General features: G+C 73.4%; 19 protein-coding genes and 3 tRNA genes. 14 read left to right on the plus strand and 8 right to left on the minus strand.

The window, feature by feature from the left end:
• Positions 1-22: 22 nt before the first annotated feature.
• Complete coding sequence (gene pgm / locus ACDF64_RS06185; RefSeq protein WP_394554138.1) at positions 23-1648, minus strand: phosphoglucomutase (alpha-D-glucose-1,6-bisphosphate-dependent); 1626 nt, start codon at positions 1646-1648, stop codon at positions 23-25.
• Positions 1649-1802: 154 nt separating this feature from the next.
• Positions 1803-3134: a DUF445 domain-containing protein gene (locus tag ACDF64_RS06190; protein ID WP_394554139.1), complete on the minus strand. Its 1332-nt coding sequence runs from the start codon at positions 3132-3134 to the stop codon at positions 1803-1805.
• A gap of 50 nt (positions 3135-3184) precedes the next feature.
• Here ACDF64_RS06190 and pheA point away from each other — a divergent pair, with 50 nt between their 5' ends.
• The 3 genes from pheA to ACDF64_RS06205 all read left to right on the plus strand — a co-directional run bounded on the left by pheA (position 3185) and on the right by ACDF64_RS06205 (position 5344).
• Positions 3185-4141, plus strand: coding sequence for a prephenate dehydratase (gene pheA / locus ACDF64_RS06195; RefSeq protein ID WP_394554140.1), 957 nt, complete (start codon positions 3185-3187; stop codon positions 4139-4141).
• Between the two features lie 76 nt (positions 4142-4217).
• Entirely contained in the window at positions 4218-4949 is a 732-nt protein-coding gene (locus tag ACDF64_RS06200; protein ID WP_394554141.1) for a hypothetical protein, read from the plus strand.
• On the plus strand, positions 4946-5344 hold the full coding sequence (locus ACDF64_RS06205; protein WP_394554142.1) for a hypothetical protein: 399 nt from the start codon (positions 4946-4948) through the stop codon (positions 5342-5344). The genes ACDF64_RS06200 and ACDF64_RS06205 overlap by 4 nt, the downstream gene beginning before the upstream one ends.
• On the opposite strand, the gene ACDF64_RS06210 is transcribed toward ACDF64_RS06205, so the two are convergent.
• Positions 5325-6359 carry a diacylglycerol/lipid kinase family protein gene (locus ACDF64_RS06210; RefSeq protein ID WP_394554143.1) on the minus strand — a complete coding sequence of 345 codons (1035 nt, stop codon included), beginning with the start codon at positions 6357-6359 and terminating at the stop codon, positions 5325-5327. The genes ACDF64_RS06205 and ACDF64_RS06210 overlap by 20 nt on opposite strands.
• Positions 6360-6452: 93 nt before the next feature.
• On the opposite strand from ACDF64_RS06210, the gene serS reads away from it, so the two are divergent.
• The 10 genes from serS to ACDF64_RS06260 all read left to right on the plus strand — a co-directional run bounded on the left by serS (position 6453) and on the right by ACDF64_RS06260 (position 16167).
• Positions 6453-7718, plus strand: coding sequence for a serine--tRNA ligase (serS, locus tag ACDF64_RS06215; RefSeq protein WP_394554144.1), 1266 nt, complete (start codon positions 6453-6455; stop codon positions 7716-7718).
• Positions 7715-8527, plus strand: coding sequence for an HAD family hydrolase (locus tag ACDF64_RS06220; protein WP_394554145.1), 813 nt, complete (start codon positions 7715-7717; stop codon positions 8525-8527). The genes serS and ACDF64_RS06220 overlap by 4 nt, the downstream gene beginning before the upstream one ends.
• Before the next feature lie 138 nt (positions 8528-8665).
• Positions 8666-8750: transfer RNA gene (locus ACDF64_RS06225), tRNA-Ser, on the plus strand.
• Between the two features lie 41 nt (positions 8751-8791).
• Positions 8792-10078 (plus strand): LCP family protein, encoded by a 1287-nt coding sequence (locus ACDF64_RS06230; RefSeq protein WP_394554146.1) that lies wholly within the window; start codon positions 8792-8794, stop codon positions 10076-10078.
• A 113-nt stretch (positions 10079-10191) separates the two neighbouring features.
• Positions 10192-10280: transfer RNA gene (locus ACDF64_RS06235), tRNA-Ser, on the plus strand.
• A 223-nt stretch (positions 10281-10503) separates the two neighbouring features.
• Positions 10504-11679, plus strand: coding sequence for a peptidoglycan-binding protein (locus ACDF64_RS06240; RefSeq protein WP_394554148.1), 1176 nt, complete (start codon positions 10504-10506; stop codon positions 11677-11679).
• A gap of 157 nt (positions 11680-11836) precedes the next feature.
• Entirely contained in the window at positions 11837-12634 is a 798-nt protein-coding gene (locus ACDF64_RS06245) for an ABC transporter ATP-binding protein (RefSeq protein ID WP_394554149.1), read from the plus strand.
• A complete protein-coding gene (locus ACDF64_RS06250) occupies positions 12631-13926 on the plus strand; it encodes an ABC transporter permease (RefSeq protein WP_394554150.1) in 1296 nt (431 codons plus the stop codon). The genes ACDF64_RS06245 and ACDF64_RS06250 overlap by 4 nt, the downstream gene beginning before the upstream one ends.
• Before the next feature lie 16 nt (positions 13927-13942).
• Entirely contained in the window at positions 13943-15484 is a 1542-nt protein-coding gene (locus tag ACDF64_RS06255) for a histidine kinase (RefSeq protein ID WP_394554151.1), read from the plus strand.
• On the plus strand, positions 15481-16167 hold the full coding sequence (locus tag ACDF64_RS06260; protein ID WP_394554152.1) for a response regulator: 687 nt from the start codon (positions 15481-15483) through the stop codon (positions 16165-16167). Before ACDF64_RS06255 ends, ACDF64_RS06260 begins: the two co-directional genes overlap by 4 nt.
• Positions 16168-16226: 59 nt before the next feature.
• Here ACDF64_RS06260 and ACDF64_RS06265 read toward each other — a convergent pair whose 3' ends face one another.
• Both ACDF64_RS06265 and ACDF64_RS06270 read right to left on the minus strand, forming a co-directional pair.
• Positions 16227-16940, minus strand: a complete 714-nt coding sequence (locus ACDF64_RS06265) for a DUF5995 family protein (protein WP_394554153.1) — start codon at positions 16938-16940, stop codon at positions 16227-16229.
• A gap of 40 nt (positions 16941-16980) precedes the next feature.
• A tRNA-Met gene (locus ACDF64_RS06270) sits at positions 16981-17054 on the minus strand.
• Between the two features lie 424 nt (positions 17055-17478).
• On the opposite strand from ACDF64_RS06270, the gene ACDF64_RS06275 reads away from it, so the two are divergent.
• On the plus strand, positions 17479-18468 hold the full coding sequence (locus tag ACDF64_RS06275) for an arginase family protein (RefSeq protein WP_394554154.1): 990 nt from the start codon (positions 17479-17481) through the stop codon (positions 18466-18468).
• A 141-nt stretch (positions 18469-18609) separates the two neighbouring features.
• Here the strand turns inward: ACDF64_RS06275 and hutI are convergent, their stop codons facing one another.
• Genes hutI through hutH form a run of 3 tightly spaced genes read right to left on the minus strand, consistent with a single transcriptional unit; the run spans position 18610 to position 23434 of the window.
• Positions 18610-20031 carry an imidazolonepropionase gene (gene hutI / locus ACDF64_RS06280; RefSeq protein ID WP_394554156.1) on the minus strand — a complete coding sequence of 474 codons (1422 nt, stop codon included), beginning with the start codon at positions 20029-20031 and terminating at the stop codon, positions 18610-18612.
• A 20-nt stretch (positions 20032-20051) separates the two neighbouring features.
• A complete protein-coding gene (locus ACDF64_RS06285) occupies positions 20052-21773 on the minus strand; it encodes a urocanate hydratase (protein WP_394554158.1) in 1722 nt (573 codons plus the stop codon).
• Complete coding sequence (gene hutH, locus ACDF64_RS06290; protein ID WP_394554160.1) at positions 21770-23434, minus strand: histidine ammonia-lyase; 1665 nt, start codon at positions 23432-23434, stop codon at positions 21770-21772. Before hutH ends, ACDF64_RS06285 begins: the two co-directional genes overlap by 4 nt.
• Positions 23435-23506 lie beyond the last annotated feature (72 nt).

The following is a 23506-nucleotide window of genomic DNA, read 5'->3' on the forward strand; positions in this document are numbered from 1 at the left end:
CCGTTCCGGGCCGCCCGGAGCGTCAGCCGAGCGCCGCGTCGACGATCCGCTTCGCCTGCTGCTGGACGAGCGCGAGGTGCTCGGGCCCGTCGAAGGATTCGGCGTAGATCTTGTAGACGTCCTCGGTGCCGCTCGGGCGCGCGGCGAACCACGCGCGGTCGGTGGCGACCTTGACCCCGCCGACGGCGGCGTCGTTGCCGGGCGCGCGGGACAGCGTCGCGGTGATCGGATCGCCCGCGAGCTCGGTCGCGGTGATGGCGTCGCCGTCGAGCTTGCCGAGTCGGGCCTTCTGGTCGGGCGTCGCGGGCGCGTCGACCCGCTCGTAGGCGGGGTCGCCGAAGCGTTCGGTCAGCTCGCGGTACAGCTCGGACGGGCTCTTGCCGGTCACGGCGCGGATCTCCGAGGCGAGCAGGGCGAGGATGATCCCGTCCTTGTCGGTCGTCCAGACCGTGCCGTCCTTCCGCAGGAACGACGCGCCGGCGCTCTCCTCGCCGCCGAACGCGACCGAGCCGTCGACGAGGCCCGGCACGAACCACTTGAACCCGACCGGCACCTCCCAGAGCCGGCGCCCGAGCGATGCGGCCACGCGGTCGATGATCGAGCTCGACACGAGGGTCTTGCCGATCGCCGCATCCGGTCGCCACCCGGGGCGGTGCGCGTAGAGGTACTCGATCGCGACCGCGAGGTAGTGGTTGGGGTTCATGAGCCCGCCGTCGGGGGTCACGATGCCGTGCCGGTCGGCGTCGGCGTCGTTGCCCGTGAGGATGTCGTAGTCGCCCGCGTGCTCGAGCACCGACGCCATGGCCGACGGGCTGGACGGGTCCATCCGGATCTTCCCGTCCCAGTCGAGCGTCATGAACGACCACTTCGGGTCGATGCGCGCGTTCACGACGGTGAGGTCGAGCCCGTAGTGGTCGCGGATCGCGGCCCAGTACGACGCGGATGCCCCGCCGAGCGGGTCTGCGCCGATCCGGATGCCGGCCGCCTTGATGGCCTCGATGTCGATGATGTGCTCGAGGTCGGCGACGTAGTTCGTGCGGAAGTCGTACGTCTCGACGCCGCTCGGCTCGGCCTGGTTCACCTCGTGGAGGTCGCCTGCGATGAGCTCGTTCGCACGGTTCGCGATCCAGCCCGTGGCATCCGAGTCGGCGGGTCCGCCGTGCGGCGGGTTGTACTTGAAGCCGCCGTCGCGGGGCGGGTTGTGGCTCGGCGTGATCACGATGCCGTCGGCCTCGCCCTCGGCGCGGCGGGCCGGGTCGTTGTTCCACTTGAGGATCGCGTGCGACACCGCGGGCGTCGGCACGTAGTCGTCGTACTCGTCCACGAGCACGCGCACGCCGTTCGCGACGAGCACGTCGAGCGCGGTGGTCTGCGCGGGCGCCGACAGCGCGTGCGTGTCGGCGCCGATGAACAGCGGGCCCGTGATGCCCTGCGCGGCGCGGTACTCGCAGATCGCCTGCGTGATCGCGAGGATGTGGTGCTCGTTGAACGCGGTGTCCAGCGCCGAGCCGCGGTGGCCCGAGGTGCCGAACGCGACCCGCTGCGCGGGCACCGACGCGTCGGGCTTCAGCTCGTAGTACGCCCGGACGAGCGCCTCCACGTCGATCAGGTCGGACTCGGTCGCCGGGGTTCCCGCTCGCTCATGCATAGGGTCAGTCTGGCACCGGGGCGGCTCCCGGTCACGGGTTCGCGCCGCTCCGGTGGTCGAGGAGCGCGGTCGGCCCTCCCGGTGGTCGTGGAGCGAGGTCGGCCCTCCCGGTGGTCGAGGAGCGCCGACGAAGCCGACGCGTCTCGAGACCACGTCACCCGACCGCACCCGCCGCGAGCGACGCGACCGTGAAGATCGCGACCCCCGCGAGCGCGCCGACGACCGTCCCGTTGATCCGGATGAACTGCAGGTCGCGCCCGACCTGCAGTTCGAGCTTCGCGGATGCCTCGCGCGGATCCCACCGCTCGACGGTCTCGGCGATCACGCCCGCCACCTCGTGCCGATAGGTGCGGACCAGGTGGGCCGCGGCATCCATCAACCAGGCGTCGACCTTGGCCTGCAGGTCCCGGTCGGCGGCGAGCCGTGCGCCGACCTCGACGACGGCCGAGCGCAGCCCCGTGCGCAGTTCGCTGTCCGGCTCGTCGAGCGCGCTCTCGAGCGTCGACCGCACGGTCGCCCAGGCCTCGGCCGCGAACTCGCGGACCCGGGGGCTGTCGAGCAGGTCGAGCTTGAGCGCCTCGACCCGGCCGATGAGCGCGGGGTCGCGCTGGAGCCGCTCGGCGAACTCGGCGAGCCACGCATCGATCGCGAGCCGCGCGGGATGCTCCGGGTCATCGCGCACCGCGCGCACGAACGCGAGCACTTCCCGGTGCGCGCGATCGTCGACGAACCGGTCGACGACGCCGGGCAGCCAGCGGGGGAGCCGGCGCGAGACCATCGTGCCGAAGGCCTCCGGGTGGGCCGACAACCACGCCTCGGCGTGCTCGGCGACCGCGTCGACCGCGTGCCGCTGCTGGTCGGCGGCGATCAGGCGAGCGCCGACGCGGCCGATCGCGGGCGACCATTCCGGCGCGAACAGGTGCCGGCGGGCGAGCTGGTCGATGATCCGCTCGATGTCGTCGTCGGCGAGGAGTCGCAGCACCGCTCGCGCGCCGGTCGCGGCCTCGCCCGTGACCCGCTCGGCGTTCGCGGGCTCGCGCAGCCACTCGCCGAGGTGCCGGGCGAGCTCCATCGAACGCAGCTTGCCGAGCACGACGTCGTCCGAGAGGAACTCGAGCTCGACGAAGTCGCCGAGCGTGCGCCCGATCTCGTCCTTGCGGGTCGGGATGATCGCGGTGTGCGGGATCGGCAGCCCGAGCGGCCGGCGGAACAGCGCAGTCACCGCGAACCAGTCCGCGAGCGCGCCGACCATCGCGCCCTCGGCCGCGGCGCGCACGAACGCGAGCCACGGCACCTGGTCCTCGAACGCGAACGCGACGCCGAACACGACGGCCGCGGCGACGAGCAGCCACGTCGCGAGCGCCTTCATCCGTCGGAGGGCGACCCGCCGCGAGGCATCCGTCGTGGTGGGCCCGGCCGCGTGCGCCGGGTCGTGGCCGGGCGCCTCAGCCGGGGCATCCGTCGGAGTGGTCCGCGCCGTCGTCATGCCGTCACGGTACGCCGCGCCGCACACGCCCGCTGGCTAGGCTGGCCTGCATGACCGCAAGCGGAGCCGATCCGGCCGAGACGTACTCCTACCTCGGCCCGGCCGGCACCTTCACCGAGGCGGCCCTGAAGCAGGTCCCCGAGGCGCAGGGCACGTCGTGGCGGTCGGTCAACAACGTCGGCGAGGCGCTCGCGGATGTCACGAGCGGCCGCTCGATCGCGGCCATGATCGCGATCGAGAACTCCATCGAGGGCGGGGTGTCGGCCGCGCAGGACGCGCTCGCGACCGTGCCGGGCCTGCGCATCGTCGGCGAGTACCTCGTGCCGGTCGACTTCGTCCTCGTCGCCCGCCCGGGCACCGCGCTCGCGGACGTGCGCACCGTGAACGCGCACCCGGTCGCGTACGCGCAGTCGCGCGGATGGCTCGAGTCGCGCCTCCCGGACCACGGGCACATCCCGGCGTCGAGCAACGTGCAGGCGGCCGCGAGCCTGTTCGACGCCGACTCGAACGCCGACGCCGCGGTCGCCCCGCCCGGCATCGTCGACCAGCTCGACGTCGAACTCCTCGCCGAGCACATCGGCGACAACCCGAACGCGGTCACCAGGTTCGTGCTCGTGAGCCGGTCGAGGCGCATCCCGCCGCGGACGGGTGCCGACAAGACGAGCCTCATCGTCGAACTGCCGGAGGACCAGCCGGGCGCGCTGCTCGAGATGCTCGAGCAGTTCTCCACGCGGGGCGTCAACATGTCCCTCCTCGAGTCGCGCCCGATCGGCGACGAGCTCGGCCGCTACCGGTTCGTGATCGACCTCGACGGCCACATCGAGGACGAGCGCGTCGCCGACGCGCTGCTGGGCCTGCGCCGCTACAGCCCGAACGTGATCTTCCTCGGCTCGTACCCGCGCGCCGACCGGCGGGAGGTCGAGTACCACTCGAAGTACGACGACGAGGTCTTCGTCGAGGCGCGCGACTGGCTGCGGGCCATCCTGAGCGGCGAGCCCGAGGCGTAGGCGCGCCACGCGTGGTCGGTCGGTGGATGCCTCGCTAGGCTGTCGCCACCCGCGCGAGGCCGCCGAAGGAGCCGCCATGACCGACGTGAAGCCGAGGTTCGATCCGCGATACGACGAGCGGTTCCAGCGCGGGTACGTCTCGCCCGAGGGCGGGGGCGCGGCCAGGTCCGAGCCGCGGGTTCCGGATGCCTCGTCGGCGCCGGTCCCGCAATCGCCGCCGGTCCCGCCGTCGGCCCCGGTCGCCGCGGTCGACGACCTGCTCGCGGCGCTCGCCGAACCCCGGACGGATGCCCCGCGCGCCGCGGCGCACGCCGAGCCGGCGGGGTCCGGCGCGGCTCCGCCGGCACCGTCCCGCGACCCGCTGGGGCGTCGACCCGACGGCCCGCGCGCGCTCGCCGGGGTGCTCGGCGCGGGCACTTCGGGCCATGCGGCTCCGGACGACGCCGCGCCCGCGACCGTCGCACCCACGAGCGTCGCACCCGTCGCACCCGTCGCGCCCGACGCGCCTGTGACGACTGTCGCGTCCGACGTACCTGTCGCCGCGGACGAGCCGACCCCACGGCCGGTCGCCACCCGGTGGCTGTGGCTCGTGCTGGCGGCATCCGTCGCGTGCCTCGTCGTGAGCGGCATCCTCACGTGGCAGTCGTCGATGGGCTTCTGGGGGTCGGTGTCGCTCGAGGAGCAGCGCTCGCTCGTGCTCATGTCGTCGCTCGCCGGTCCGCTCGCGCAGGTCGGCGTGCTCGGCGGAATCGCCGCGCTCCTCGCATGGGCGCTGTTCGCCCCCGTGGCGTGGGGGCGCCGTCGATGAACCGCGACCGGCTCCTGCGCGCCACGGCACCGCGTTCGCTCGCGATCGCCGGGCTCGTCGTCGCGTTCGTCGCGGCCGTCATCGTGTTCCAGCACGGCCTCGACGTCCAGTCCTCGCCGCCGAACTACTCCTGGGACGGCCTCGAACCGCCGGCCGACCTCCAGGCGGAGATGCGGGTGTACCAGTTCGCCTACTCGTTCCTGCTCCCGGTCGGGGCGGCGGCCGCGGTCGCCTCGGGCTTCGCCCTGTTCGTGGTCGGCGCGCGGTCGGCCGCGCGGGCCTGGGCGGCGCGGGCGGCGGACCGGGAGGCCGAGGCCGCCGAAGCCGCTGAGGCCGAAGCCGCCGAGGCCGACCTCGCCGAGGCCGACCCGGTGCTCACTCCGCGACGCGGATGAGCAGCGAGGACGGATCGACGCGGAAATCCACGCCGACCACGGACCCGAACACGTCGCCGTCGATCTCGAACTCCTCGGGTTCGCCGTCGATCGAGATCGTGATCGTGCCGCCGCGACCGTAGACGATCTCGTTGCGCCGCGTCCCCGCGGTCATCTCGAGGAGCTGCCGCCCGATCGGGCTCTTCCGCAGCACGCCGTTCTCCCAGGTCACGCGCCGCCAGACGGCGAGCCAGCCGAACAGGTTGCGCGGCTGGAGCACCACGACGTCGAGGTGCCCGTCATCCGGCTGCGCGCCGGGGATGAGCTCGATGTTGCCGGGCAGGTAGCCGAGGTTCGCGACCAGGATGCTGCTCGCGCGCGACCGGTGCTGCCGGTGGTCGTCGATCCGGTAGATCGCCCGGAACGGCTTCGCGGCGGGCAGCACCCGGAGCCCTGCGTCGACGTAGGCGAGCCATCCGACCCGGCGCTTCAGGTCGGGGTTCGTGTTCGCCATCATGCTCGCGTCGATGCCGATGCCGGCCATCACGAGCGAGACGTGCGACTCCTCGGTGCCGTCGGGGCGGCGGACGTCGGCGACGAGCGCGTCGATGGGCCGTTCGATCCCCGAGAACGCGAGCACCACGGCGTCCCCCTGGTCGCCGACCGGGATCCCGAGGTTGCGCGCGAACAGGTTGCCGGTGCCGAGCGGCACGAGCCCGAGCGGCACACCGCTGCCGCGCACGCCCGCGGCGACCGATCGCACGGTGCCGTCGCCGCCGGCGGCGATCACGAGGTCGACGCCCGCGGCGATCGCCTCCTTCGCCTGGCCCTTGCCGGGGTCGTCCTCGGTGGTCTCGAGCCACAGCGAGGGCGCGAAGTGCTGGCGTTCCTCGGCGCGGGCCACCGCCTCCCGGAGCCGGTCGACGCCCGTCTTGCTCGGGTTCACGATCACGGCGGCGCGGAGCGTCGTGGTCGGATCGGTGGATGCCCCGTGCTCGGCGCCGTCCACGATCCCCGTCTCCCCGTGCCCGCCCATGCGAGAACGCTACCCGCAGGCGCCCGTCGAGGGGAGCGCGGCGCGGAATCGGCCGGCCGTTCCCGCTCGCAGGCCCGCGACTAGACTTGCCCCGTGATCGACCCCGTCCTCCTCCGCGAGAATCCCGACCTGGTCAAGCGTTCGCAGGAATCCCGCGGCGAGCCGACGTCCTACGTCGACGACGCGGTCGCGGCCGACTCCGCCCGCCGTGCCGCCATCAGCGCGTTCGAGGCGCTGCGCGCCGAGCAGAACGCCTTCGGCAAGCAGGTCGCGAAGGCGCCCAAGGAGGAGAAGGCCGCGCTCGTCGCGCAGGCGCAGACCCTCGCCGCGGCCGTGAAGGACGCGAACGTCGCCGCGACGGAGGCCGAGACGGCGTTCACCGCGGCCGTGCAGAAGCTCGGCAACGTCGTCATCGACGGCGTCCCCGCGGGCGGCGAGGACGACTACGTCGTGCTCCGCGAGGTCGGGGACATCCCGTCGTTCGCGTTCGAGCCGCGCGACCACCTGGCACTCGGCGAATTGCTCGGCGCGATCGACATGGCCCGCGGCGCGAAGGTGGCGGGCGCACGCTTCTCCTACCTGCGCGGCGTCGGCGCCCGGCTCGAGCTCGCGCTCATGAACCTCGGCCTCGACCGGGCGATCGCCGCCGGGTTCACGCCGCTCATCACCCCGACGCTCGTGCGGCCCGAGATCATGCAGGGCACCGGATTCCTCGGCGCGCACGCCGAGGAGGTCTACTACCTGCCGGCCGACGACCTCTACCTCACCGGCACCAGCGAGGTCGCGCTCGCCGGGTACCACCAGGGCGAGATCCTCGACCTGTCCGACGGCCCGCTCCGCTACGCCGGCTGGTCGACCTGCTACCGGCGCGAGGCCGGCAGCCACGGCAAGGACACGCGCGGGATCATCCGCGTCCACCAGTTCAACAAGCTCGAGATGTTCAGCTACGTCGACCCGGCCGACGCCGAGGCCGAGCACGAGCGCCTGCTCGGCTGGCAGGAGGGCATGCTCCAGTCCCTCGGGCTCGCCTACCGTGTCATCGACACCGCCGCGGGCGACCTCGGCTCGAGCGCGGCCCGCAAGTTCGACGTCGAGGCGTGGGTGCCGACGCAGGGCACCTACCGCGAGCTCACGTCGACCTCGAACTGCACGACCTTCCAGGCCCGCCGGCTCGACATCCGCCACCGGGTCGAGGGCGGGAAGACCCAGGCGGTCGCCACGCTGAACGGCACCCTCGCGACGACGCGCTGGATCGTCGCGCTCCTCGAGACCCACCAGCAGGCCGACGGCTCCGTGGTGGTGCCCGAGGCGCTCCGCGGATACCTCGGCGGCCTCGAGGTGCTCGAGCCCATCGCATGAGCGACGCCGCCGCGGCACCCTGGTTCGTCGCGCTCGACGTGGACGGCACGATCCTCCACGAGGACGAGACCATCGACGCGGCCGTCGTCGACGCCGTGGCATCCGCTCGCGGTCGCGGGCACCTGCTGACGCTCGCGACCGGGCGGTCGTGGGGGTCGACGCATCCGGTGCTGCACCGGCTCGGGCTCGCACCCGAGTACGTGGTGTGCGCGAACGGCGCGGTCACGATGCGTCGCGACGACGCCGAGCCGGGCGGCTACGCCCGGGCCCACGTCGAGACGTTCGATCCGACGGCGGTGCTCGAGCGGATCCGCACGTTCCTGCCGGCGGGCCGGTTCATGGTCGAACTCCCCGACGGGTTCCGTCTCTACACCGCGGGCATGAACGACTGGAACCTCGACAACGCACGCGAGGTGGTCTTCGAGGACCTCCTCGAGCAGCGCGCGACGCGCGTGGTCGTGACGAGCGTCGACCACGAGCTCGACGAGTTCTTCGGGATCGTCGACCGCATGGGGCTGCACCACGTCAGCTACGCGATCGGCTGGACCGCGTGGCTCGACCTCGCGCCGGACGGCGTGAACAAGGCCACCGCGCTCGAGCGGGTGCGTGGATGGCTCGACCATCCGCTCGACCGTGTGCTCGCCGTTGGCGACGGGCGCAACGACATCGAGATGTTCGCGTGGGCGGGCGTCGCCGGCCGCTCGGTCGCGATGGGCCAGGCCCCCGACGAAGTGCGCGCGGCGGCCCGCGAGGTGACCGGGAGCATCCACGAATCCGGCCTCGCGACGGTGCTGCGCACCCTGCCCTGACCCCCGCCCGGCGGGGCGTTTCAGGGACCTCACAGGGCGCGCTGACAGGGTTGCCGGGATGCGTTTCGGCTAGAATCGCAGCCAAACCGCCCGACGACGAGCCCCGCGGCACCGCCCCGAGGCTCTCGCGTGCGGCCGGGAGGGCTGTCCGAGCGGCCGATGGAGCTGGTCTTGAAAACCAGTGGGCAGCAATGCCTCGTGGGTTCGAATCCCACGCCCTCCGCATCACCGAGACCGATCGAGACGACAGACGAAGGAGGCGTGGTGGAAGACCAGGTTCGCGCCGGCTCGCGCCGCGCCGCCAAGGCGCCGTCGATCGCCCGTCACGGGCGGCTCAAGACCCGCAACCCGTGGCGGTCGCTGGCGAAGTTGACCGCGTCCGTGCTCGCCGTCGCGCTCGTGTCCGGCACGGCCGTGGCCGCCTACGCCGCGTGGGACCTGGTCCAGACGGCGCAGCCCACCGTCAAGCTCGAGAGTGAGAAGGTGCTCGAGGGCGTGCCCGACATCGGCGCCATCGACGGCGGCGTGAACCTCCTCCTCATCGGCAGCGACAGCCGCCAGGGGCAGGGCGAGGGATTCGGCGATCCCGACGAGGAGACCGCGGTCCTGAACGACGTGACGATGCTCCTGCACATCTCGCAGGACCACACGCACGTCGAGGTCGTCAGCTTCCCGCGCGACATGCTCATCTCGGTGCCGGGCACCTGCGCCGATCCGGAGGACCCGAGCGACACGCTGTCGGCGCTCTCCGCGGTGAAGATGAACACGGTCCTCTCCTACGGCGGCATGGACTGCGTCGTGCAGACCGTCCAGGCGGAACTCGGCATCACCATTCCCTTCGCGGGCATCGTCCAGTTCATGGGCGTCGCCGGCCTCAGCGAGGCGGTCGGCGGCGTCGAGGTCTGCGTCGCCGAGAAGATCGAGGACGAGTACACCGGCATCTTCCTCGAGCCCGGCACGCACACCCTCGCCGGCATCGACGCGCTGCAGTTCCTGCGCACGCGGCACGGCGTCGGCGACGGCTCCGACCTCGGTCGCATCTCGAACCAGCAGGTGTTCCTCTCGTCACTGGCCCGCAAGCTCCAGGCCGACGGCACGCTGAACGACCCGGTCACGCTGTTCAAGATCGCCAAGGCGGCGCTCGCGAACATGCAGCTGTCCGCGGGCCTCGCGAACCCGACGATGATGATCTCGATCGCGAAGGCGATGAAGGACGTCGACCTCTCGAAGATCGCGTTCATCCAGTACCCCACCGGCTACGTCGACGGCGGCGGCGCGGTCGCGCCGGACGCGTCGGCCGAGATCGTGAAGACGGCACTGCAGACCGACGTGCCCGTCGTGTTCGACGCCGCGGCCAACGCGACCGATTCGGGATCGGCCGCCGACCCGAACGCCGCGCCGGCGCCCGAGACGCCGGTCGAGGAGGCGCCCGCCACGACCGATCCGGCCGCGCCCGCGCCCACGACGACCGAGGCGCTGCCGTCCAACGTGTCGGGTCAGACGGCCGCCGAGACGCGGTGCTCCGCGGGCCGCTCGCTCGACGACCAGTAGGCGGATCGGGTCGGTTCCAGGGTCGGTTCCGAACCGCCGTCCGGGCGTCGACCGCCGAATCGTGATTCCGGGTCGCGTCGGGTTATGATGGCTGTCGCGTGCCCTGCACGCATGGAGACGTCGCATAGTCAGGCCTAGTGCACCACCCTGCTAAGGTGGAGTCCTCGCAAGGGGACCGAGGGTTCAAATCCCTCCGTCTCCGCGTCGCACAGCTTCTTCGAAGAGCCCGAACCCCTCGTGGGTTCGGGCTCTTCGCTTATCCGGCGTCGCTCCGCTCCGCCGCTCAGCCGCTCGGCCCTCCGCGCCATTCCTCCCTGCGCACCGAGCGCGATCCGGCCGCCCGCCCGCCCGCGCGGTGCGCGCCGATCCCGTCGGTCCGAATGCCATGATGTGTGCGAGTTCCAGCTCATGATCGGGGGAGATGGGTGGACACACGTCGTGCGGGGATTCCGGGGATCCTCTCGATCGCCGCGGCGTCGGTCGCCGTCGGGCTCGCGCTCGCCGGCTGCTCCGACGCCGTGAGCGCCGTCGACCGGGCCGAGGCCCAGGTCGAAGCCGCGGAGGAGGCCCTCGCCGAGGCGCAGTCCGCCTTCACCACCGCGTCGGCCGAATTCTGCGATTCGAGCAGTGACTACATCGCGGCGCTCGACCGCTACGGCGACGTCCTGACCGACACCGCGCCGACCGTCGGCGACGTCCGGGCGGCGGGCACGGATCTCGCACGGCCGCGCGAAGACGCGTTCGACGGCGCCGAAGCGGCGGTCGACGCGCAACAGGACGTCGTCGCGGCCGAGCAGGAGCTCGCCGAGGCCCAGGCCGCGCTCGCGGAGGCGCAGGCCAGCGCCGCGGCATCCGGTTCCCCATCGGCGACCACGGCCGCGCCCGAGGCCGCGCCGGCGCCGCTCCCGACGGCCGCGCCGCTCGCACCGGCCGCGACCGTCGATCGCGTGAAGCAGGCCGACGCCGAGTTCGAGGCGGCGCAGGCCGGCATCACCGACCAGACGCCGCTCGCGGACGCGACCGAGCAGTTCACCAGCGCGGTCGTCGCCCTCGAGTTCGCGTGGCTTCGGCTGTACGCCGATGCCGGATGCCTCACCGACGAGCAGCGGGTCCAGGCGGAGGCGGCGGTCAGCGCCTACACGTTCGCGCTCCAGCAGGACCTCGCGACGGCCGGGTACTACGCCGGGACCGTCGACGGCGTGTCCGGGCCGCTCACGGTCCAGGCGATCGAGGACCTGCAGGCCGCGAACGGGTTGCCGGTGACCGGCACGGTCGACAAGGCGACGGCCGCGGCCCTGCAGGCCGAACTGGTGGCCCTCGGCGGCGCCGCCGCCCAGGAATCGCTCGCGTCGACGGCCGCGGTGCAGCAGACGCTGAAGCTCGTCGGGTTCTGGGACGGGCCGGTCGACGGCGTGTGGACCGATGCGCTCACCGAGGCGCTGCAGGCCTTCCAGGTCGAGCTGGGCGTCGAGCCGACGGGCGCGGTGGATGCCGCGACGATCGCCGCGTTCGAACAGGCGATCTCCGACCTGCAGGACGCGGCGGCGGCTCCCGAGCCGACGGCGGAGCCGACCGAGACGCCGACGGCGCCAGCGGGCTGACGGGCGCGCAGCGAGTCACGCCGCCTGATCGGCGTCTCGTACCCCAGCCGGGGTATCCGAAGATCCGGCGGCGGGGGGACGCGCCGGATCGCGTGGCGGGAGACGCTGGAAGCCAGGCTCGGCCGGAACGTCCGCGGGCCTGCACGAGAGGATCCCGATGACCACCCCCGTCCTGCAGGCCGTCGACCTGCACAAGTCCTACGGTCGAGGCGCGACGCGCTTCGACGCGCTCAAGGGGGTGAGCTTCGAGGTGCGTGCGGGCGAGTCGCTCGCGATCGTCGGCAAGTCCGGTTCGGGCAAGTCGACCCTGATGCACCTCCTCGCCCTGCTCGACCAGCCGAGCGCCGGTGAGATCCGGTTGAACGGCGAGCCCGCCGAGCGGCTCCGCGGACGCGAGCTCAACCGCACCCGCAATGCGACCTTCGGGTTCGTCTTCCAGCAGTTCTTCCTCACGTCGAGCGCGACCGTGCTCGAGAACGTCGTGCTCCCGCTGAAGATAGCGGGCGTCGGCCGCGCCGAGCGCAAGCGCCGCGGCATGGCCGCGCTCGAGCAGCTCGACCTCGACGACAAGGCGCGCAACAAGGCGTCCGACCTGTCCGGCGGGCAGAAGCAGCGCGTCGTGATCGCCCGCGCCCTCGTCAACTCGCCGCAGGTGATCTTCGCCGACGAGCCGACGGGAAACCTCGACTCGGCCACGGGCGCACTCGTGGAGGACATCCTGTTCCGCCTGAACCGCGAGCAGGGCATCACGCTGATCGTCGTCACGCACGACGAGGAGCTCGCGGCCCGGTGCGACCGCCGCATCTTCGTGCGCGACGGCCTGCTGTTCGAGCCCGAGCGGCCCGAGCCGGGGGCATCCGCTCGGCTCGGAGCATCCGCCGACGTCGAGGACACGACCGACGGGAACGACACCGCCGACCGGAACGACCCCGCCGCCGAGGAGGTGGCCGCATGAAGGCCGCAGACGTGATCGGCTCCGCCGTCGCCAACACCTTCCGCTCGAAGACCCGCACGATCCTGACGATCCTCGCGATCTTCATCGGCGCGTTCACGCTCACCGTCACCACCGGGCTCGGCACGGGCATCAACCGGTACATCGACCAGACCGTCGCCGAGATCGGAGCCGACGACGTGATGACGGTCGCCCACCAGGCCGAGCAGTCCACGGCAGACGACGGTCCGCGCGAGTACGACCCCGACGCGGTCACCACCCGGCAGGGGCCGGTCACCCAGACCGTCGACCCGATCACGCAGGACGACCTCGACGCCATCGCTGCGATCGACGGCGTCGTGTCGGTCGAGCCGGTCAAGCGCATCGGCGTCGACTTCGTCGAGGCCGCCGACGGCGGCACGCCGTACGCGATCTCGGTCGGCTCGTTCATCCCGGGCATGGAGGTGCAGCTCGCGGCGGGCGCGCAGCCCGACGCGGACGCCGACGACGCGCAGGTCGTCATCCCCGTCGACTACGTCGAGGTGCTCGGCTTCGCGTCGAACGAGGACGCGATCGGTCAGGAGGTCGTGTTCGGTCTCACGGATGCCACGGGCGCGGCGCAGACCGTGACCGCCGAGGTCGTCGGCGTGTCCGAGGCGGGCCTCGCCGGGACGGGCGGATCGGCCTCGCCGAACACCGCCCTCACCGATGAGCTCTACGCCGTGCAGACCACCGGCGCCCCGGAGGGGCAGTCCGACGTGTACGCCTCGGCGACTGTGCGGTTCGACCCCTCGCGAGGCGACGCGGCGACGCAGGCGCTGAAGGACGACCTCTCCGACGCCGGCTTCTCGGCGACGACCGTCGAGGACCAGATCGGGGCGTTCAAGACCGTCATCGACGCGATCGTGCTCGTGCTGAACGCCTTCGCGGTCATCGCGCTGCTCGCGGCCGGGTTCGGCATCGTGAACACGCTGTTCATGTCGGTGCAGGAACGGACCCGCGAGATCGGCCTGATGAAGGCGATGGGCATGGGCTCGGGGAAGGTGTTCGGCCTGTTCTCGACCGAGGCGACCTTCATCGGCTTCCTCGGGTCGGCGATCGGCGTCGGCATCGGGATGCTCGCCGGCACGGCAGTCGGCGGGGCGCTCGCGACCTCGTTGTTCGCCGACCTGCCCGGGCTCACCATCATCGCCTTCGAGCCGGTGTCGGTGCTCTCGATCATCGTCCTCGTGATGGCGATCGCGTTCCTTGCGGGCACCCTCCCGGCGGCGCGCGCCGCCCGGCAGGACCCGATCGAGTCGCTCCGGTACGAGTGACCGAGGGGAGCGGAGGATGACGACGGCGGCCCGGGCGCGCGACACCGCGTCCGGGCTGTCCGGGCCGTCCCGGCCGCCCGGCTCGTCCGGGCGCGGCCGCCGCCCGGTCGCGGCCGGGATGGACGAAGATCGGAGCATGCGCACGGATGCCCCGGTGACGCCCACGCCCCTCGGACAGCGCGTGCCGACGTGGGTGTGGGACGTGCTCGTGGTCGGGGTCTCGCTGGTGTTCGCGTTCACGCCGTATCGCGATCCGTCGGGCGGGGCCGCGGCCTTCATCGTGCTGCAGGTGCCCGTCGCCGTCGCCGTGGTGGTCGCGCAGGCGGGCGCGCTGCTCGTGCGCCGCCGCGCACCGCTCGCGCTCTTCGTCGCCGAGGGCGTGCTGCTCGGCATCGGCATGCTCCTCTCCGGGGCCGCGCTGCCGTTCGTGATGCCCGTCGCGCTCGCCGCCTACGGCCTGGCGAAGCGGGTGACCCGCCGCACGGCGTTCCTCTCGATCGTCATCGCGGTCGTCGTGTTCATCGGGTTCGAGCTGGCCGCCGGCCACGCGAGCGGGTTCGACCCGCGGCTGCTGCCGAGTCCGCTGATCCTCGCGTTCGCCGGGGCCGCGGGCGACGCGACCCGGTCGCGTCGGGCGTACATCGCCGCGCTCGCCGAGCGGGCCGAGCGCGCCGAGGCCACGCGCGAGTCGGAGGCCCGGCGCCGGGTCGCCGAGGAGCGGCTGCGGATCGCCCGCGACCTGCACGACGCGGTCGCGCACCAGATCGCGGTGATCAACCTGCAGTCGGGCGTCGCCGCACGCGCCGTCGCGCCGGGGCGCGAGCCCGACCTGCCGGTCGCACGGGAATCGCTCGGCACGGTGAGCCGGGCCGCACGCGACGTGCTCGGCGAGATCGGGGAGCTGCTCTCGATGCTCCGCGCCGAGTCGGCTGCCGAGGCCGCGCCGGGTGCCGCCGCGGAACCGCCGGTCGCCCCGCAGGCGGGACTCGAGCGACTCGACGACCTGCTGGGCCGCTTCACCGAGGCCGGACTCGCCACGACCGTCCGCCGGGAGGGCGACGACCGGCCGCTGCCCGCGTCGGTCGATCGCGTCGCGTACCTCGTGCTGCGCGAGGCGCTCACGAACGCCCACAAGCACGGTGGCGAACACCGCGCGCACCTGCTGCTCGAGCAGGATGCCTCGCGCCTGGCGATCACGGTCACGAATCCCGTGGATGCCGTGGATGTCGCTCCGCGCCGGGAGCGAACCGGCGCCGAGGCGGGCACGGGCGGGCCGGGGAGCGCCTCGACCGGCGGGCATGGGCTGCTCGGCCTGCGCGAACGGGTCGCCGCGGTGCGGGGCACCGTCGAGGCGGGCGAGGTCGGCGGGGTGTTCCGGTTGCACGCGGACCTGCCCTTCGGTCGGTCTCCGGCGCTCGGCCGGCCACGGTCGACCGCGGCGGCGCTCGACGCGGGGCCGGCCGACGCGGAGTCGGCCGGCGGGGAGTCGGCCGACCGCGGGGCGCCCGACGGCGAATCATCCGACAGCGCCGCGACCGACCGCGGGGAGCGCGCATGAGCGCGCGCGTGCTCGTCGTCGACGACCAGGCGCTGATCCGGAACGCGGTGCGCGCGCTCGTGGACGGCGAACCGGATCTCGACGTGGTCGGCGAGGCTGCGGACGGGCTGCAGGCGCTCGAACTCGCCCGGGCGCTCCGGCCGGACGTCGTACTCATGGACATCCGCATGCCGGGCGTGGACGGCATCGAGGCGACCCGGCGCATCGCCGCGGATCCGGAGCTCGCCCAGGTGCGCGTGCTGATCCTCACGACGTTCGAGGACGACGAGAACGTCGCCCGTGCGCTCCAGGCGGGGGCATCCGGCTTCATCGGCAAGGCGACCGATCCTGACGCCCTCGTGGCTGCCGTCCGCACGGTGCACTCGGGCGATTCCCTGCTGTCGCCGCAGGCGACCCGGGTGCTCATCGAACGGTACGTCCGGTCGGCTCCGGCGCCCGAGGCATCCGCCGCCCTCGTCGCGGCGATCGCGACCCTCACCGAGCGCGAACGCGAGGTGCTCGTGCTGGTGGCGTCCGGGCGGTCGAACGACGAGATCGCGGCCGGGCTGGTCATCTCGCCGCACACCGCGAAGACGCACGTCGGACGCATCATGGTGAAGCTCGACGCCCACGACCGGGCGCAACTCGTGATCGCGGGCTACGAGGCCGGGCTCGTCCGGCCGGGCGGCGGCTCGACCACCTGAGCGGAAGGGCCGGGGTGCCGGCCGAGTGCCGGGTGCAGGATCGCCCGTCGCCGGACCGCTCAGCCGAGCCGCCCCAGCGGATCGAATCGGGTGAGCAGTTGCCTGCCGACCAGCCCGACGGTACCGGCGAGCGCCCGCTCGGTCGCCTCGGGCACGAGGGGCAGGTCCCGCACGGCCCAGAGGGTGAGCGTCGTCGCCCACGCGGCATCCCGTGCCTGTTCCATCGAGAAGTTGGTGAGCAGGTCCGCGAGCGGGGTGAGGGCGGCGCCGTGCTCCACGACATCGTGGTCGAGGAACCGCTGCCGGATCGGCCGGACGAGCTCCGCGAGCACCTCGTTGATCCGGACGAAGTCGGCGTGCACCGAGCCCGCGTCCGGTTCGAGGCCGCGCGCCTCGCAGGTCCGGACCACCGCGAGGGCGAGGTCGTGGTTGATGTGCGCGTTCATCCCCGCGAGCGCGAACTGGAGCGGGAAGAGCCGCTGCCCCCGGCGCTCGACGAGCGGTGCCCAGGCCTTGGGCACCGGCCGCTTCACCGCGACGGCCCGCGGCACGGCGAGGAAGTAGTCGGCGAACACGACGTCGAGCGCCTCGATGAACGGCGGATCGTCGAACGCGCCGTCGGCGACGCGGCGTGCGACGAGCGCGGTGACCTCGCGATACATGTCGACGAACACGGCGATGCCGTCGGCCGGCGCGAGCGGCCGGCGCACGCGGTCGAGGTCGGCGACGACGCGTCCGATCGGCGTGGACGGGTCGACCCGCGTGTGCGACATGCGGTCACCATACGACCGCGGGAGCGACACTGGCCGATCGACGCGACGGCAGGATTCGAACCTGCGGATACCGGTGTATGAGACCGGCCCCTTCGGCCGCTTGGGTACGCCGCGATGACCCCAGCCTGCACCGCACGCGGGCCGGTCGGGCGCGTGTGACCGGATCGGTCGCCGGGGGTCGGAATGCGTCGGATGCCTCGCGGCGGCGGATGACGCGGGGTGTCGGTCGGGCGGGGTCGAAGTCGGCGAGGGGCGGGGTTGTCGGCGATCTGGCGGAGCCGGCGCCCGGACCCGGACCCGGACCCGGACCCGGTGACGAGGATGCTCCGCCCTGCGAGCGCCGGTGCGGAAGCGGCAGTTCGATCCGCTCGGAGATCGGGAAGACCTGGCGCACTCGAGGCAGTTCGTCGAGGCGGATCGAGATGTTGCCCGCGCCGGCCGTGCCTCGGATCTTCCTTGGGCGAGCGGTCCGGCATCCCGGACAAGCGCCGCGCGGAACCGACCACCGGGCGGAAGCCGCGTTGCTACCGTGAGCCGCATGGCCGACCGACTGCCCGACGACCCGCGCTGGCCGCGGGCGGGGGACTGGCCCGCGCTGCCGGCGAACCCGTCCAGCTCGGGGCGCGAACCGCTCGACCTCACCCTGCTCGGCGTCCCCACCTGGCGGACCTCGCTCTCGCCGACGGGCGCGCACGCGACCCCCGCGGCGATCCGCGCGGCGCTGCGAAGGTACAGCCCGGCAATCATGCCCGACCGCGCTGCCGGCGCGGCCGATGACGCCGCGTCGGCCGACGACGTCGCGACCGGCATCCGCGACCTCGCGGCCGTGCTCGCGTTCGCCGACGCGGGCGATGTCGACGAGCCCGACGGCGACGCCGGCGAGGCCCGCGCCCGGGCCGAGGCGTCCGCCGTGCTCGAGCGGAGCCGCACGCTCGTGGCGCTGGGCGGCGACAACTCGGCGACCGTGCCCGTCGCGCTCGCCGCGTTCGGCGACGACCTCGCGCGCGCGGGCCTGGTCACCCTCGACGCCCACCACGACCTGCGCGACGGCCGTTCGAACGGATCGCCCGTGCGGCGGCTCATCGAGGCCGGCCTCGACCCGCGCCGGATCGTACAGGTCGGCATCGCCGACTTCGCGAACTCCGCCGAGTACGCGCGGATGGCCCGCGACCTCGGCATCACTGTCGTGCACCGCGACGAGCTCCACCGCCGCCCGATCGCCGAGGTCATGGGGGAGGCCTTCGCGATCGCAGGCGCCGCGGGTGGCCCGATCCACGTCGACCTCGACGTCGACGTGTGCGACCGCGCGGTCGTGCCGGCGTGCCCGGCGAGCGTGCCCGGCGGGCTCGCCGCCTGGGAGCTCCGGGCCGCTGCGCGCGCCGCGGGCGCCCACCCCGCGGTCCGGTCGGTCGACCTCGTCGAGATCGACGCGACGGCGGATGCCCCGGACGGGCGCACCGTCCGCCTCGCCGCCCTCTGCGTGCTGGACTTCGCCGCCGGCCTCGCCTCACGTCCCCTGGTCGAGTAGCGCCGCCGCGAAGCGGCGAACCCCCGGTGGTCGAGTAGCCCCCACGCGAAGCGCGACCCCCCCGCTGGTCGAGTAGCGCCGACGCGAAGCGGCGACGCGTATCGAGACCGCCTCCGCCCATACGCCCCAGCCGCCGCGCCGCTACCCCACCCGCACCCCGTCCCTCCAAACCCCCCGCACGAGCGGCACCCCCGGCCGGTAGGCCACGTGCACGTACGACGGCGCCCGCAGCCACTGCAGGTCCGCGCGGCACCCCGGCGCGATCCGCCCCACATCCGTCCGCCGCAACGCCGCAGCCCCACCGGCCGTCGCCGCCCACACCGCCTCGGCCGGGGTCATACCCATGTCGCGCACCGCGACCGCCACGCAGAACGCCATCGAGCTCGTGAAGCTCGACCCCGGATTGCAATCGCTCGCGAGCGCGACGACCGCGCCCGCGTCGAGCAGTCGCCGCGCGTCGGGCCACGGCTGCCGGGTCGAGAACTCGACGCCGGGCAGCAGCGTGGCGACGGTTCCGGATGCCGCGAGCAGCGCGACGTCCTCATCCGACAGGTACGTGCAGTGGTCCACGGATGCCGCGTCGAGTTCGACCGCGAGCCGCACCCCGTCGCCTGGCCCGAGCTGGTTCCCGTGCACGCGGACGCCGAGACCTGCGGCCCGCCCCGCCTCGAGCACGCGTCGGGACTGCTCGGGCGTGAACGCGCCGCGCTCGCAGAACGCGTCGACCCAGCGCACGTGCGGCGCGCAGGCGGCGAGCATGTCGCCGCAGACGAGGTCGACGTAGGCGTCGGCGCCGCCGGGCCGGTCGGCGAACTCGGCCGGGACGATGTGCGCGCCGAGGAACGTCACCTCGTCGGTGACCTCCCGGGCGAGCCGCACGAGCCGTTCCTCGTCGGCGACCGTGAGCCCGTACCCGCCTTTGACCTCGAACGTCGTCGTGCCCTGCGCGTGCAACTCGTCGACGAACCCCCTGAGGCGGTTGCGCAGGTCCTCGTCGGTCGCGGCGCGCGTCGCCGCGACGGTCGAGCGGATGCCCCCGGCCGAGTACGGCCGGCCGGCCATGCGCGCGGCGAACTCGTCGGCGCGGTCGCCGGCGAACGCGAGGTGGGTGTGCGAGTCGACCCAACCCGGGAGGACTGCGTCGCCACCGACGTCGACGAGGTCGACGTCGGCGAGGTCGGGGGCGGCGGGGTGGTCTCGAGACGCGTCCTCGCTGCGCTCGGGCGCTCCTCGACCACCGGGGTCGTCCGCACCGCGTGCTCCTCGACCACCGGGGCCGTCCGCACCGCGTGCTCCTCGACCACCGGGGCCGTCCGCACCGCGTGCTCCTCGACCACCGGGGCCGTCCGCACCGCGTGCTCCACCACCACCGGGGCCGTCCGCACCGCGTGCTCCTCGACGACCGGGGACCTCCGAAGCTCGCCCGACCCAGGCGATGCGGCCGTCCTCGACGAGCACGGCCGCATCGCGCACGATCCCGAGCGGGCTCGGCTCGGCGCCGGGCGTCGACGGCTCGTTCGTCACGAGCTCGCCGATGTTCGTCAGCAGCGTGCGTCGGGGCATCCGCTCGGTCTCCATACCGCTCAGTCCTCGTCCGCCCGCACGTCGAGGCCGTCGACCATCGGCACACGCAACCCGCGCTCGTGCGCGACCTCGACCGCTCGGTCGTACCCCGCGTCGACGTGCCGCATGACGCCCGTCCCGGGGTCGTTCACGAGCACGCGCGCGATCTTCTCGGCCGCGAGCGCCGTGCCGTCGGCGACGATCACCTGCCCGGCGTGGATCGAACGTCCGATGCCGACCCCGCCGCCGTGGTGGATCGACACCCACGTCGCGCCCGACGCGGTGTTGAGCATCGCGTTCAGCAGCGGCCAGTCGGCGATCGCGTCGGAGCCGTCCGCCATCGCCTCGGTCTCGCGGTACGGGGAGGCGACCGAGCCCGAATCGAGGTGGTCGCGGCCGATGACGACCGGCGCCGAGAGTTCGCCCGACGCGACCATCGCGTTGAACTTCAGGCCGGCGAGGTGCCGTTCCCGGTAGCCGAGCCAGCAGATGCGCGCGGGCAACCCTTCGAAGTGCACCTTCTCGCTCGCCTGCGTGATCCAGCGCTGCAGTCCGGCGTCGTCGGGGAAGAGCTCGAGGATCGCGCGGTCGGTCGCGGCGATGTCGGCCGGATCGCCCGAGAGCGCCGCCCAGCGGAACGGCCCGCGCCCTTCGGCGAACTGCGGGCGGATGTACGCGGGCACGAATCCGGGGAACTCGAACGCCCGCTCGTAGCCGCCGAGCTCGGCCTCGGCGCGGATCGAGTTGCCGTAGTCGAACACCTCGGCGCCGGCATCCTGGAACCCGACCATCGCCGCGACCTGCTTCGCCATGCTCCCGCGGGCCCGGGCGGTGAAGCCCTCGGGGTCGCGTTCGGCTTCGCTCCTCCAGTCGGCGAAGTCGATGCCGACCGGCAGGTAGGACAGCGGGTCGTGTGCGCTCGTCTGGTCGGTCACGACGTCGACCTGCAGGTCGCCCGAGCGATGCCGCAGCAGGACCTCGCCGAACACGACGGCCGCGTTGCCGACGACGCCGACCGAGACCGCCTCGCGGTCGCGCTTCGCGGCGACGACCCGCGCGATCGCGGCGTCGAGGTCGGGCGCCACCTCGTCGAGGTATCCGTGGTCGACCCGCCGGCGGAGCCGCGACTCGTCGACGTCGACGACGAGCACCGCGCCGCCGTTCATCGTGACCGCCAGCGGCTGCGCGCCGCCCATGCCGCCGCACCCGCCGGTGAGCGTCAGGGTGCCGGCGAGCGTCGCGGCCGAGGCATCCTCACCGCGCTTGCGGGCGAGCGAGCGCGCGACGGCCGCGAAGGTCTCGTAGGTGCCCTGCAGGATGCCCTGCGTGCCGATGTAGATCCAGGAGCCCGCGGTCATCTGCCCGTACATCGTGAGCCCGAGCGCCTCGAGCCGGCGGAACTCGGGCCACGTCGCCCAGTCGCCGACGAGGTTCGAGTTCGCGATGAGCACGCGTGGCGCCCACGCGTGCGTGCGGAACACGCCGACCGGCTTGCCCGACTGCACGAGCAGCGTCTCGTCGTCCTCGAGGTCGCGGAGGGTGCGCACGATCGCGTCGTACGCCTCCCAGCTGCGCGCGGCGCGCCCGGTGCCGCCGTAGACGACGAGGTCCTCGGGGCGTTCGGCGACCTCGGGGTCGAGGTTGTTCATGAGCATCCGCAGCGGCGCCTCGGTCTGCCAGCTCTTCGCGGTCAGCTCGGTGCCGCGCGCGGCCCGCACGGTGCGCGTGGTGGTGTCGGTCATTCCAGTTCTCCGATCTCGGCTTCGACGACCCGCAGGAGCTCGCCCGAGGCGACCGCTGCGGCGGCCGCCTCGATCTCGGGGGAGAGGTACCGGTCGGGTCCGGGTCCGGCGCCCAGTCGGTCCATGAGCGCGACCACGGCGGCGCTCGCCGCGACCGGCTCGAGTGGCGCGCGCAGCCGGATGCCCCGCGCCGCCGTGAGCAGTTCGATCGCGAGCACGCGCGAGAGCCCGTCGATCGCCCGGCGGAGCTTGCGCGCGGCCGCCCACCCCATCGACACGTGGTCCTCCTGCATGGCCGACGACGGGATCGAGTCGACCGACGCGGGCGCGGCGAGTCGCTTCAGCTCGCTCACGATGCCGGCGGCGGTGTACTGCGCGATCATGAGGCCCGAATCGACGCCGGCCTCATGGGCGAGGAACGGCGGCAGGCCCTGGCTGCGAGCCTTGTCGAGGAACCGGTCGGTGCGCCGTTCCGACATGCTCGCGACGTCCGCGACCGCGATCGCGAGGAAGTCGAGGACGTACGCGATCGGCGCGCCGTGGAAGTTGCCGTTCGACTCGACCCGCCCGTCGGGCGTGATCACCGGGTTGTCGATCGCGCTCGCGAGTTCGGCGAGGGCGACGGATGCCGCGTGCGCGACCGTGTCCCGCGCGGCGCCGTGCACCTGCGGCGCGCAGCGCAGCGAGTAGGCGTCCTGCACGCGCGTGCACTCGGACCCCCGGTGGCTCGCGACGATCGGCGACCCGGCGAGCAGGCGCCGGAGGTTCGCCGCCGAGTCCGCCTGCCCGCGCTGCGGCCGGAGGGCGTGCAGGTCGGCGGCGAACACGGCGTCGGTGCCGAGCAGGCCCTCGACGCTCAGGGCCGCGGCGATGTCGGCGGTGGTCAGGAGCATCCGCAGGTCGTCGAGCGCGAGCGCGAGCATCCCGAGCATCCCGTCGGTGCCGTTGATGAGGGCGAGGCCCTCCTTCTCGACGAGTCGGAGGGGCTCGATCCCGGCGGCGGCGAGCGCCTCGGCGGCGGGTATCCGACCATCCGCTGGTCCGGGAGCGCCCGGCGCCGCGGCTCCAGTTGGTCGAGGAGTGCCCGGCGCCGCGGCTCCAGTTGGTCGAGGAGCGCCCGGCGAAGCCGGACGCGTCTCGAGACCACCGACCCGCACCTCGCCTTCGCCCATGAGCGCGAGCGCGCAGTGCGCGAGCGGCGCGAGGTCGCCCGAGCAGCCGAGCGACCCGTACTCGCGCACGACGGGCGTGATGCCGGCGTTGAGCGCGGCGGCGTAGGCCTCGACGGTCTCACGGCGCACGCCGGTCCGGCCGGTCATCAGGGTCGAGAGCCGCAGCAGCATGAGGGCTCGCACGACCTCGCGCTCGACCTCGGCACCCGAGCCCGCGGCGTGCGAGCGGATCAGGCTCGCCTGCAGCTGGGCTCGGCGGTCGGCCTCGATGAACGTGGTGGCGAGGGCGCCGAAGCCGGTCGAGATGCCGTAGTGCGGCTCGGGATCCTCGGCCAGGGCCTCGACGATCGCTCGGGAGGCGGCGACCGCGTCGAGCGCGGTCGGATCCAGGGCGACGGATGCCCCGTGCCGGGCGACCGCCACGACGTCGTCGATGCCGAGCGGCCCGGTCCCGATGAGGACGGGCTCCAGCGTGGTGATGGTGCGCATGGGTCCGATTCCACTCGTGACCGGGGCCTGCCGGTACCGTTTCGGCGTGGCATCCGTCCGGGATACCGGACT

The sequence above is a fragment of the Agromyces sp. MMS24-JH15 genome, assembly GCF_043518605.1.
Taxonomy (GTDB): domain Bacteria; phylum Actinomycetota; class Actinomycetes; order Actinomycetales; family Microbacteriaceae; genus Agromyces.